The 13,562-nt window shown below is 34.7% G+C and carries 9 protein-coding genes; 1 reads left to right on the forward strand and 8 read right to left on the reverse strand.

Annotation, left to right across the window (positions count from 1 at the left end; translation table 11 throughout):
• Nucleotides 1-55: 55 nt before the first annotated feature.
• The 7 genes from B5X55_RS16040 to B5X55_RS16070 form a co-directional block, all read right to left on the reverse strand.
• Nucleotides 56-661, reverse strand: a complete 606-nt coding sequence (locus tag B5X55_RS16040; RefSeq protein WP_143814520.1) for a YkgJ family cysteine cluster protein — start codon at nucleotides 659-661, stop codon at nucleotides 56-58.
• A gap of 183 nt (nucleotides 662-844) precedes the next feature.
• A complete protein-coding gene (locus B5X55_RS16045) occupies nucleotides 845-1,960 on the reverse strand; it encodes a DUF2914 domain-containing protein (protein ID WP_079513744.1) in 1,116 nt (371 codons plus the stop codon).
• A gap of 90 nt (nucleotides 1,961-2,050) precedes the next feature.
• On the reverse strand, nucleotides 2,051-3,658 hold the full coding sequence (locus B5X55_RS16050; protein ID WP_079513746.1) for a M1 family metallopeptidase: 1,608 nt from the start codon (nucleotides 3,656-3,658) through the stop codon (nucleotides 2,051-2,053).
• 60 nt (nucleotides 3,659-3,718) lie between these two features.
• Nucleotides 3,719-5,050: a M28 family peptidase gene (locus B5X55_RS16055; protein WP_079513748.1), complete on the reverse strand. Its 1,332-nt coding sequence runs from the start codon at nucleotides 5,048-5,050 to the stop codon at nucleotides 3,719-3,721.
• 197 nt (nucleotides 5,051-5,247) lie between these two features.
• Nucleotides 5,248-6,417, reverse strand: coding sequence for an MFS transporter (locus B5X55_RS16060; protein ID WP_317042731.1), 1,170 nt, complete (start codon nucleotides 6,415-6,417; stop codon nucleotides 5,248-5,250).
• Nucleotide 6,418: 1 nt separating this feature from the next.
• Entirely contained in the window at nucleotides 6,419-7,942 is a 1,524-nt protein-coding gene (locus tag B5X55_RS18715; RefSeq protein ID WP_143814521.1) for a nuclear transport factor 2 family protein, read from the reverse strand.
• A 25-nt stretch (nucleotides 7,943-7,967) separates the two neighbouring features.
• The gene (locus B5X55_RS16070; protein ID WP_079513750.1) at nucleotides 7,968-10,181 is read right to left on the reverse strand and encodes a bifunctional alpha,alpha-trehalose-phosphate synthase (UDP-forming)/trehalose-phosphatase; all 2,214 of its coding nucleotides are present in this window, start codon (nucleotides 10,179-10,181) and stop codon (nucleotides 7,968-7,970) included.
• 103 nt (nucleotides 10,182-10,284) lie between these two features.
• Here B5X55_RS16070 and B5X55_RS16075 point away from each other — a divergent pair, with 103 nt between their 5' ends.
• Nucleotides 10,285-12,087 (forward strand): glycoside hydrolase family 15 protein, encoded by a 1,803-nt coding sequence (locus B5X55_RS16075; RefSeq protein ID WP_079513752.1) that lies wholly within the window; start codon nucleotides 10,285-10,287, stop codon nucleotides 12,085-12,087.
• On the opposite strand, the gene B5X55_RS16080 is transcribed toward B5X55_RS16075, so the two are convergent.
• Complete coding sequence (locus B5X55_RS16080; protein WP_079513754.1) at nucleotides 12,084-13,511, reverse strand: pyridoxal phosphate-dependent decarboxylase family protein; 1,428 nt, start codon at nucleotides 13,509-13,511, stop codon at nucleotides 12,084-12,086. The genes B5X55_RS16075 and B5X55_RS16080 overlap by 4 nt on opposite strands.
• Nucleotides 13,512-13,562 lie beyond the last annotated feature (51 nt).

The following is a 13,562-nucleotide window of genomic DNA, read 5'->3' on the forward strand; positions in this document are numbered from 1 at the left end:
TTTAAGTTATAGTATGATAAAGGTACGTTTAATCTGTTTTCGATAATAGTAACCGCTAAGCAACTTTTGTTCCTTTTGGTGGTCTTCGGTATGCATAGTATCCTAAGACAGCATTTATGGCCTTGGCAATAGCTATTCTGATAGGAAATAACTCTTCGCCTAATGATTCATCAATAGAACGTAATTGCATGTAGTAATTACTGATAAGGGGATAATCTTTTTTTGCAGCAATATGCGACTCCGCTTTAGCAACGGCAACTGGCATTCCCTCTTTTATAGGTTTACAGGTTACCAGTATAGGTTTGTCATTTTTATGAAGCATGGCCGAAAATCCAAATAATCTACAGATTAGACCGCGATGCGCATAGTCAGAACAGAAACCGATATCACCAGGAGCCAGAATAGTATTTAAAACAGGGCATAATGTGGTAGACTTATCGTTATTCAATTTATCGAGCCATTCTTCTGCTTCACCATTTTTGAAAAGTGAATACGCCAAGGGTAAGAACTCTAACGCTGAAGCATTGATGTCGGGTTTACTGCAGCATTTGCCGCAATTGGGCATGCAGCCCAGTCCTGTGGATTTTTGAAAGGAGCCCACTTCCTTTTCCAATTGGTTGAAAACACGTTCTACCGCTCGAACTTTTAGGTATATCGACAAAGTCTAATTTAAGCCGGCGAAGGTAGACTAAGTTTACATGCACTGAACAAAAGCACAATTTTTTATACGATAATATTTAATTTTGAAGAAGGAGGTGCTAATAAGTTGAAAATCAATTTTTTATATTTGTATACTTCTCTCCATTTTGGAGATAAATATTTCGTGGAAAGTGTCAGAATTACGTTAAAATCGCTCTGTTTTTATAGCTATAGGTTCTCCATTCAAATGCTCTTTAATTTCAAATTTGATAACCCCTAAAACATGTTCCTCATTAGTTAAAACTTGTACTTCCCATTCACCTGGTTTTACATTGTTCTTATAGGTATAACCTCTAAATCCGCCATCGCGGCCTCCAGTTATATTGTAACCAATGTCTTCAGTGATTTCCCATTCTTTGGTATTATGATTATACCATTTCCATCTATGGAAAACAGCCTTTTTTAAATCGGTAGGCGCAAAAATAGAAGAGAAAATATAAACACTTTCATCGGGTACATAAGCGAAATCAAGTTTGTGCTTCCTCCAAAAAACAAAAGAATCTTCAGGCTCATAGCTAACGAGATACGTATCATCTTTCATCGTTACATTATGTGCCACAATACCCTTATCTAAAGCTAATGGTACAGGAGGAATAAGTTTCAGAAAATAGAATAGATTAATTATACCGTAGATACTTAGTATAATAATAATCATTTTACCCAATTTTATTTCTTGTCTTGTACTCGGGCTTTTACCATAAATAAATATCAATAACACTAATGTAACAGCAAGACTGGTAACACCTGAGATTAGGAAAATAGTGGTATTTAATTCCTTCAAAAAAACCGGAATCATGAAGGTGAAAAAGGTGAAGCTAATAAAATAATACACTCCAAATTGTAAGTATTTATTCGAGATTCTCTTTTTTAGAAACTCATTGGCAATCAACAACAAGACTAGTATGATGAAGAAAGATGCAGTCTTTGAAAGCGAAACACTTCTTGAAAAGTAAATAACATATGCACTAGATAGGCCACCAAAGAAAAACTGTATCGCCAATGGAAAATACTCTTCATATCGTTCTAAGAAGGTATTTTTCCATTTACCATCATCAACCAAATTATATAAATACAATACTATCGATAGAGATGTCATATGCAGACATAAAATCGTTAAATCATAAGTACGGTCAATACGGCCTAAGGTTAACGTGTCAAAAATAAAACCACCAATAAAGAATACTATTGGCGCATACTTAGCGTTCCTTCGAATAAAATCTCTGAAGGCACTGTTTTTAAATCTAACGATTGTTCTTTTCATGAAGACCTAGGGTAATAATCGTTAAATGTAAATTAAATAAAAAGAGGTTATTGCTCTTATACTATTTATGATGAGCTCAATACAATACTATTAATTCAATTTTGAATCAATATAAAAATTAGGGTCTATTGTAATAGTTTTTAAATTTCCTTTAATTTTTTGAGTTTGCCACGTAATTGTTGGTTCTAACCAAACAGGTTTATCCTCAATAAGAACACGTAAAGGAATGGTAAAACCTTCTACAGTATTTGAGTAACGATATAGTAGCTTTTTTCCTTTTATGGAATACTCGAAAACAGGAATTTTAGTAGTACGCAAATACTGATTAAAGAATGGTCTTAAATCGCGTTTCATCTGCATACTGATATAATGCTCTATTTGGTCTGTTGTTACCGTTTTATGATAGAACTCTGAGTTAAGCCCGCGTAGAATAGCTCGCCATTTATCATCATTAACTACTTGGCGTAGTGTATGCAAAATATTTGAACCCTTATAGTACATATCACCACTACCTTCATGATTTACATCATAAATACCAATAATTGGCCTGTCATTTTTAATGTTTTTACGAATTCCTTGTACGTAAGCATTTGCGGCTTCGGTGCCATAATGATAATCTAAAAACAAACTTTCAGAATAACAGGTAAAACCTTCATGGACCCACATATCAGCAGCATCTTTGTATGTGATGTTATTGGCAAACCATTCATGACCAGCTTCATGAATAATGATAAAATCAAATTTTAAACCCCAACCAGACCCTGATAAATCTCTGCCCAAATAGCCATTTATATATTGGTTACCATAGGTCACAGAGCTTTGATGTTCCATTCCCAAATAAGGCACTTCAACTAACTTAAATGAATCTTCATAAAAAGGGTAGGGGCCAAACCAGTTTTCAAAAGCTTCCATCATTTTAGGAGCATCTTTGAAATGCTTTCTAGCCTTTTCTAAATTATAGTTTAGAACATAGTAATCCATATCTAAGTCTCCCTTTTCGCCATCGTACTTTTCACCAAAATGAGCATAATCGCCAATATTAACATTCACACCATAATTGTTGATAGGGTTAGATACAAACCAATGGTACGTGTTTGTATCTTCATCTATCTTTCTTAATCGTCCGTTAGATACATTCATAAGTCCCTTAGGGGCTTTTACACTAATAAGCATACTATCTACTTCATCATACATGTGGTCTTTGTTCGGCCACCAGACACTAGCACCTAAACCTTGACATGAAGTTGCCACAAAATCTTTACCGTTTTCATCTTTCTTCCAAGAAAAACCACCATCCCAAGGAGCTTTAACGGCTTCTTTTGGGTGTCCTGAATAAGTAACTATAATTTCATTAAACTCACCAATTTTTTGCTGCTTCTCTAATTGAATAAAATGGGCATTGCCATTATGGGCAATCTCTAATTCCTGACCATCTTGTGTCACTTTTTCAATCTGTAATGGTGATTGTAAATCAACCTGCAATACTTGATGAGGTTCTAATACTTTGTAGCGAATAGTATTGCTGCCGCTTATGAATTTGTCATCAGGATTGACATCGATATCTAAATGATAGTAATTCAAATCCCACCAAGAACGTTCAGGGGTAATACTACCTCTTAGGGTGTCCTGTTCTGTGAATGTTTGAGCTTGACCGAAAGTGAAAAATCCTAAGGCAAGGGCAATTACTATATTTTTCATCCTGTAATGAATTAAATTATTCTTGTAAAATATATTCGCATTAGGTTAAATAGGCCGATTTTATCTAAATATCCCGTTAGGAAAAACAACTGGACTTTCAAATCCGTTTTCACCTACGGCAGAAACTCCGAAAAAGAAATTGTCAATAACAATACCTTCTAAGGTGAACTCAGTAATATCGCCCACATAGCGGCTGTTATCCCAAGTAGGAGAAGTGGTATCTCTCCAATATATCTTATATCCTTTTGCGCCGTCTACTTTACTCCATTGAAACTTCGCCGCTGGTTGAACAATTCCGCCAATTTTTACGGTAGTAGGTGAAGGTGGAGCCCAAGCTAAAGATGCTAGATTAATAGCGTTTACAGCAGTTAATTTAGCAGCATATTTAAAATTCACATGTTCTAAAACATCGCCATAGGCAATGCCATCTTCAACACGAATATCTTGATGCTGCTGTGTGTAGTTTTCGTGAGCCTCCATAATACGAATACCCGGAAAACCAGCATCATTAAAAGGTCGATGGTGACCACCACGACCAAAACGGTCTAAACGATATATCATCATAGGGTTCATTTCTGGCATGTATTGCTTCACATTTTTATGAACATAACGAGCCAGTTGTCTTGAGATACCATCAACTTCGCCGCCATAAAAACGTCTTGCTTTACGTTGCTCTTCAGTTTCAGTAGGAGGTACCGGTTCAGAAAAAATTCTGAAATCAACATTACTAACAATACCATCTACACCAGTAATATTACCAATCATATCATTATTGAAAATTCCGATAACTTCCCAACCTTGGTCTTTTGCATACTGCGCAACGCCGCCACCGCCGAATAAACCTTGTTCTTCACCAGAGAGTCCCATATAAATAATACTGTTCTCAAATTTATATTTGGAAAGTACTCTTGCTGCTTCAATAGTACCTGCCATACCACTCGCGTTATCATTCGCACCTGGAGATTCATCAGTATAATTTGTTGGATCACTTACCCTAGAATCTATATCACCACTCATAATAATATAGCGATTAGGATATGTAGTACCTTTTTGAATAGCGAGTACATTAACTACTTCTACATCTTTTACAATACGATCATTAGCTCCTTTCTTTATCAAATCTTTTTGATAGATAACATTTAAACAACCATTGCAAGCACTTGATGTTTTTTCAAATTCACTTTTAATCCATCTTCTTGCGGCTCCAATACCTCTTGTTTGAGAAACGGTATCGCTTAAGGTATGTCTAGTACCAAAATTGGTCAGTTTTGTAATATCATTTTCAATACGCTCTGCTGAAACGGCATTGATAATGTCATAAATACGTTGGTCGGTTTGGGCAGACATAACAAACGATGAGGTCAGAAGACCAATAAGTAGTAATTTTTTCATTTCAATTTGGTTTATAATTTTAAAATGGTAATTAGTGTGAAGTCCACTAAATGGACGAAAACTTTATTTTTTAGTCTTGTATGATTTTTAGAGGTATTAAACCTACAAAAACAAAAATCGTGAAATGAATTTTATAGTACAATAAATACATCATATTTTCTCATTGATTTTGGTTGCAGCAAAGTCGATGGCATGAATTATCTCACCTTCTTATCCATTAGGTTATAAACTCCCAGAATTGGACCTATGGCCAAGGGAATAAACAATAGATAAATAGGGATGATATTTTGAAGCAATCCTAGGAGTTGGATACTTAAAATTGTAATTGCAAAACCAATACAGTTGACCAGTGTTAGTGCTGTTCCTTTTAATTCGGGTGTAACGGAAGAAGCAACGAGATTAGAGAATTGGGGTGAATCAGCGGTAACAGCAATTCCCCATAAACACCATCCTAATAAAAAAATAGGTGCAGGCGATGATAAAAGAAGAGGGGAGGCTACGCAAAGTAACCCAGATACCGATAATGCAATCATCGCTACTTTTTTGCTACCTATTTTTTGTGAAACCATTCCGCCAAATGCACATGAAGCTCCACCAAGGGCAATTATAATTCCTGTCCATAACGGTATAGAAATTTCACCCCCTGTTTGCCTATTAAACCAAAAGATAGCAACTGGGGTAAATGCCCAAAAGGCATATAATTCCCACATGTGTCCGAAATAACCAAAGGCTGCTTTTCTGAACTCAGAATTTTTAAAAAGTTTAGGCCCTGCATCTAACTTTAAAGAAGGGCTTACTACTCTGTATGGTCCATTAGGAACTAAAACAAACAAGAGCAAACCTCCAATTGCCGTAATACTCGAAGTTATTTTTATAACACTATCAGGATGACTACCCCAAGAGGTTCCATTAATTAAAAAAGGAAAAGCAGTACCTAAAACTAAAGCGCCCACCAAAAAACCCAATGCTTTACCCAATCCTTTTTCGTAGTAATCAGCAGCTATTTTCATTCCTACGGGATAAATGCCGGCAAGAAAAAAACCAGTACTAAATCGCGCAAGCATAAGTCCGAAAACACTAAGATTAGGTAAGATTAGAAATAGGTTAGATAGCGATGCTAAAAATGCGCAAAGCATGAATACCCGAGATGGAGAAAATCTGTCGGCAATCATTAATATACCGAATAGTAAGGTGCCGATAATGAAACCAAACTGAACCGAGGATAATACATAGCCAATTATCTCTGCACCAAAGTCTAGCTTTTTTGTTAACGATTCTAAAATCGCATTACCTGCAAACCAGGTCGATGTGCAGGCAAATTGAGAAAGTATTATTATAGGAAGAATATGAGATTTTTGCTTCACCATATCAATTTATGAAGGTGACTTTGGCTATTTTCCCATTCTCTACTTCATAAATACCCACAGCACTATATGAATTTCCGTTGGCAGTTATATATTCCTCATCAATAACTTTATTACCTATAACAATTCTATTTTTTACTACACAATTTAAATCGATGGTTGATTCAAAATAATCTGTATAACTATTTCTCATTTTATCAATTCCATCTGTTCTTAATTCACCCGATGATCGATATATTTTTACATCTTCTGCATAAAGATTTAAGAATGCATTAATATCTCTAGCATTATAAGCATCAAGTTGTCTTTGAACTATAACTTCTGGGTCAGTAGTTGTTTCTGAATCTCTTATGAAAGACATACTTTTTATAAGTCCGTCAGTTTCATAAACCGCAACCTGTTGGTTTTGCTTTCCATCTATGGTAACGACCTCTTGATCAATAACGGTAGATCCGATAAGTATTCTTGAGGCTACTTTAACTTCTATAGAGGGTGTTTTTTTGTAGAAAGCCTCATAATTCTCTTTCAATTTTTTTCTTCCTATGTACAAGGTGTCCTTTAGAAAGTTTTTGACCACTACATCTTCAGAAAAGCATGCAGCAAATGCTTCCAAATCTCGTGCGTTGAATGTTTCTACTTGTTTTTCAATAATTTTATCAGGTGAATCTTTAGAAACGAAGGTTAAGTAATTGCCATTTGGACTAATTGCCAACCTAGTTATTCCAAGTACTTCCTTTTCTTTAAATTCAAATAATGGTTTCCATTCTTTGTCCCTTGATGGATTGAATGATATTATAAATTTATCATAAGCGGTTATTAAATTTCCATTTTTGGTCCAACATACGTCTTCAGAAGTATCAATTAAAGGTATAATTGCTTTTATTTCCAATAATAATGGATTTAACGAATTTACAATCGTTGAGTCACCGGCTTTAGAAATATAACTTATCAGATTACTATTAGGGATTTTATGTAACGCCCTACCGACATTTTTCTGAACAGTATAATTGGTTTTGTCTTTTAGATTAGAAACTACCAAATCCATACGATTTTCTATTAATACTGTACTTACGATAATATCATTTGAATACCATACATGATAACCTACTTTTAAATCATTTAATAACACACTTGATTTACCAGTCTTTAAATCATACTCATATAGGCGTTGCAGCCCATAATCATCTAATCGAATAGCAGAAATCGCGTCCTTTACAGGAATTTTCAACGGGGAATATTCACTTCCTTTAGGTGTATTGGTTATCCATTTTGAGGTACCGTCTTTAATCGTATAAAGAACAATATCCGTTTGCTTATTTCTTGTTGAAGAAAAAAGAATCTTATCATTATCGAAGAATGAAGGCTGGTTATCGTAGCCTTCATTGTTAGAGATATTGATTATGGAGTCAATTCTTAACGAATCATTTTCCTGTTTTAGTTCTGCTAAGTATACTTCTGAACTCTGTTGAGTGAAAACATTTAGATAGCAAAAGACACTTAAGAGAATAGTAAAATAATTCTGTTTCATTACTAATTGTTTATTACAAATGGAACTAGCGTTTTTCGGCAAAACGTTTTAAAATTGAACGAACATTTTTAGTGTTATCTACAAAATATTTCGCTTGTGTTTTCTGTCGACCAACCTTTATGGTGACAGAGTCTTCAGGTAATTCTTGAAACATAAATTCATCAGTCCAATCATCTCCTATAGCAAAAACAAAATCATAATTATGTTCGCTATAAACCCGCATAGAAGCACGACCTTTATTGACATTGCTGCTCTTAATTTCCATCACTTTATTACCATTTAAAACACTTAGGTCATCATTGGCGATTAGACTGGTAAGTACGGTATTTAGTTCTACAGCTCTCTTCTGTCCGAAATCGGGATCTGTTTTTCTGTAATGCCATGCGAGAGAATAGTTTTTTTCTTCAATAAAACTACCTGGTGTGCGATCTACAAAAGATTCAAGAACAGGTAATATTTTTTCCATCCAATCTTTCTTTACATTTTCGAGCATTCTAAACTCTTCACCACCTTGGGAAATCCATACACCATGTTCTACAATCATGTTGTATTTTTTAGGCAAGAACCATTTTGTAAATGTTTCTTTATCTCGACCACTAATTAAATACATATCAGTGTTTTCTTGCGATGATATTTCATCTAAAAGTTTATATAATTCTTCATCTGGCGATGCTTTTTGAGGGTCATTATGAAAACCTGCAAGCGTACCATCATAATCTAAAAATACCAATCTTCTTTTAGCTTTCTTATAATCGGTCATAACTGTATTCATTAAGTCTACCGATAATCGCTTTGTTTGGTTTGTCTGGTCTTTTTCTTTTTGATTAATTAAAGAATTCATGAAGTCATTAGCCCATTTTTCAACGTTATAGCGTTCCAATCTTTTTTGTAATAGGGTATTTCGTGCTATTTGTTCTTCCTTCGGCATATTAATAGCTTCATTTAGAGAATCTGCTATTTGCTCAAAATTATTAGGATTTATAAGAAGAGATTCATTCATTTCATTTGCAGAACCTGCCATTTCACTTAAAATCAAAACACCAGTTTTATCGGTCCTTGTAGCAATGTATTCTTTGGCTACTAAATTCATTCCATCACGTATTGGGGTTAACCAAGCAATATCAGAAGATGTGTAAAGGTCTATTAGATTCTCGAATGGCATGGATCTATAGAAATACCAAATAGGTGTCCAACTTACTGTAGATAGCTCTCCATTGATACGGCCTACTAATTCATCAATCTCTCTTTTCAATAATTGATACTGAGGTACGTTTGATCTAGACGGTACAGCAAGGATAATTAAACGAACCTTTTCCTTATAATGAGGGTATTTATTAAGGAAGTACTCAAAGGCTTTAAGGCGTTTAGCAATTCCTTTTGTATAATCTAACCGGTCAATGGATAAAAAGAATTTTGCATCCGGAGCAGATTTTTTATGCGTATCCAATCGTTTTTGTAACTCAGATTTTTGGTCTTCGCTTCGTTGTGAATGCTCTTTTGCAGCATCACTAAATTTTTTATAATCGATTCCCATAGGGAAAGAATCCACTTTAATTACTCTCTCGTCTAAATAAATATCATTGAAACTCACCTCTAAACCTAGTAACCTGCGTACAGAACTAAGAAAATGACGCTCATAGTCATACGTGTGAAATCCTATTAAATCAGAGCCTAGAAGCCCTAAAAGAACTTCTTTACGCCAAGGTAGTGTTCTAAATATCTCGTATGATGGAAAAGGAATGTGCAAAAAGAAACCTATAGAAATATCTGGTCGTTCGGCACGTACCATTTGTGGCACCAACATTAACTGATAATCATGTATCCATATGGTATCATCATTATCCGCTTTTTCTAAAATAGCATCTGCAAATTTTTGATTTACAGCTTTATAGATTTCCCAACTTTCTAGTTCAAATTCAGAATATTCTAAAAAGTAGTGGAATAAGGGCCAAATGGTTCTATTACTGAATCCATAATAAAATCCATCAACTTCCTTTTCAGTTAAATTAACCTTAGAAGAACCATGTTCTGCTAAAGCACTATCTATTTTAGAAGTTAATTCTACAGGAATTTCTTCGTCTGTTAGTCCGCTCCAACCAATCCATAGGCTATCACCACCCGAATGCACAGATTTCATTCCGGTTGCCAAACCACCTACACTAGGCACCGCAGTAATGCCGCCATTGCTAATTTGCAATTGTACGGGTAGTCTATTTGAGATTATGATAGTTTTAGCCATAAAAGAGATTTTTTTGCTTCTTCTTGATATTTATTTCTCTAAATTTCGGGAAAAAGGAGGCCAATAGCAATTCAAACCTCATATGAATTAAGATTTTTATTGAATGGATAATTTAGACTACGGAATAATAGGAAATTGTAGAAGTGCGGCGTTAGTATCGAAGACAGGTAGTATCGATTGGTGTTGTTTACCAGAATTTGATAGTCCGTCTGTTTTTGCAAAATTGTTGGATGAAGAAATAGGAGGGAGTTTTGAAATTCATGTCGATGCTACGTATAGCATATCCCAAAAATATGAGCCTTTTACTAATATTTTAATTACCTCGTTTAAATCGGGAGAAAATCATTTTGAAATCCATGATTTTATGCCGCGGTTTAGAAAGGAAGGAAATGCCTATCATGCACCTCCAGAATTAATAAGATATTTCAAACATATATCTGGCGCTCCGAAATTTTCAGTTTTATATGACCCAAAGCTTGAATACGCAATTGGTAAAACTGAATCTTTTATAAAAAAAGATTTTATAGCAAGTCTTACTCATGACGTAAAATTTGATACTATTTTTCTTTACACATCTTTCGACAAAGAAACTATTGTAAATAATAAGGATATTCAGCTAAATGAAGATGGGTATATTTTAGTAGGTTATAATGAAAAGTTATTATTGCCTACCACAGATAGAGCTTATCTTGATTTACAGAATACAAAAGTGTATTGGTTAAACTGGTCAAATTTAACACCAACCTATAAAAAGTTTAATGAAGAAATATCAAGAAGCGCCTTAACGCTTAAACTGCTCAGTTATGACAAAACAGGTGCTGTTTTAGCAGCAGCAACAACCTCATTACCTGAAACTATTGGTGAAGTGCGTAACTGGGATTATCGCTTTTGTTGGATTCGTGATGCCTCTATGGTTATCAAGGTTGTTTCAGAATTAGGGCATAAAAATGTAGCAAGGCGCTATTTACAGTTCATTATTGATTTAATACCTGATAAGGCAGAAAAACTGCAAATCATGTACGGTATCAATAAAGAAAAAAAGTTGACCGAAGAGACCTTAGATCACCTTGCAGGTTACAAAGGTTCGAAACCTGTTCGCGTCGGTAATGCCGCTTATCATCAAAAGCAGAATGATATTTATGGTATTTTGATGGATGTTATTTATGAGCAAATGATGAAGTTTAGCATCGATATAGATAATGGTGAAGACCTATGGGCGATAACCAAAGGTATTGTCTGGATTGTGAGTAATAACTGGAAAGATGCAGATAAGGGTATTTGGGAGTTCAGAACAGAAGATAGGCATTTTACATTCTCTAAAGTTTTGTGTTGGACTGCCTTGGATAGAGCTATCAAAGTTGCAGAAATGCTAGGCAAAAAACATAAAATCGAAAAATGGGAACCTATTCGTGCTGAAATTTGGCAAGATATTTATGACAATGCCTGGAATGAAGAAGTAGGAGCCTATACCCAATCGTATGGTTCAAAAGAGTTGGATGCCTCTGTCTTGTTAATGGAATCTTATGGATGCGTAAATGCTAAAGAGGAACGTTATGTCAGTACCGTACATGCAATTGGTAAGGAACTAAGTAATGATGGATTGTTATATCGCTATAAGAATGAAGATGATTTTGGTTTGCCATCATCCTCGTTTACCGTTTGTACATTTTGGTATATAAACAGCTTGTTTAAAATTGGTGAACATGCAAAAGCATTGGAATATTTTGAGCGACTATTAGGGTATAGTAATCATTTAGGTCTGTTTAGTGAAGATATTGATTTTAAGACAAAAAGGCTGCTAGGAAACTTCCCTCAGGCCTATTCACATTTAGCATTGATTGAGTGTGCAATCAACTTTTCTAAAAAAGAAAGTGAAGATGAAATGTTGGAATCATTAAGGGACTAAATTCTACTAATTAGATGTTTAATCTTCTCAATAAGTGATTTAAAATGTTGAGCGGTCGTAAAGGGATTCATGACAGTAATACGCAAGTAATGAATACCTTTTAATTTCGTTTGTACAATATAAAATTCGCCATCTCCCAAAAGAGCTTGGCGAATTTTTACATTTAATTCGTTGAGGTTTTCAGTATTCAAACCAGGTTCGAAATATCTAAAACAAACAATATTGGACATAGGCTGCAGCGCCAACTCAAAATTTGGTTCCTCTTCTATAAGCTTGGCGAAGTTCGCGCCCATATCATATAGTTGAGTCACATTTGCATCAAAGACCTCTTCACCATATAGTTTTAACAAAGTAAACCAATGAATACTCATCATGTTTTTAGTACATTCAAAAGTTCGCTTGCCAGAGTTATACCAATCTTCATGTTCAGAATCTGACAGTAAATAATCGGCTTTTTGGCTAAATGTTGCCTTAGCGTTTACTTCATTCTTAAATAGTAAAGCTGTAGTTAGTGCAGGCATCATCATCATCTTATGTCCGTCAATAACCACTGAATCGGCTCTTTCAATACCTTTTAAAGTATGTCGATACTTTTTGGAAAAAATTCCAGCACCTCCATGGGCTCCATCCACATGAAACCAAATTTTTTGTTTTTCCGCAAATGTGCCAATAACTTCTAAATCGTCGAAAATTCCTGTTGCTGTTGAAGGGGCGCTACCGACAATAGCAAATATCTCAATTCCCTTTTCTTTCGCTTCATTAAATTTTAACTCTAATAATTCGGTGTCCATTCTAAATTTGTTGGTAACGGGCACTTTAATAATCCCTTGATCACCTAATCCCATTATTCTAGCTGCACGATCTACGCAGTAATGTGCTTCTTCGCTAACCATTATTCCTAATTGGTTTTGTGTTCCTTTATTCCAAATATCAACTTTGGTAATGGCCTTTCGTGCACTTAATAATGCGGTTAAATTAGCTAAAGTTCCACCCGAGGTTAAGAAACCACTAGAATTGGCATCATAGCCAATTTTATTACAAATGATTTCTATGACAATACGCTCAATAGCGTTTGATGCCATACCCATTTCATAAACAGCTGTTCCGTTGTTTAATAATGAACTAATTAAAGAGGTAAGTGCAGTAATTGGAGCAGGTGGACTTACTTGATGACCTAGGTAATTAGGATGATGAATATAGGTGGTGCGTTTCGTTATTTCTTGAAACAAATCTTTTTCATTACCATGAACTAAGAAATCTTTCCAAAATTTTAACTCTTGCTCTGGTTCGTTCCAATTGATTGCGTTTCGTGAATTAGCATTTATCTTATCCTCCAAATGAGAGGTCAATTGATCTATTAATAAATGACCCTTTTTATTAAAATCGGATACTTGATAAACCTTTTGAAGTATTTCTTTATTCATGGTTTAAAATTAGTTGCTATAGCAATGTTTACCAAATAAAAAACCGCCCTT

The organism is Maribacter arcticus (assembly GCF_900167935.1).
In the GTDB taxonomy this organism is placed as follows: Bacteria; Bacteroidota; Bacteroidia; order Flavobacteriales; family Flavobacteriaceae; genus Maribacter; species Maribacter arcticus.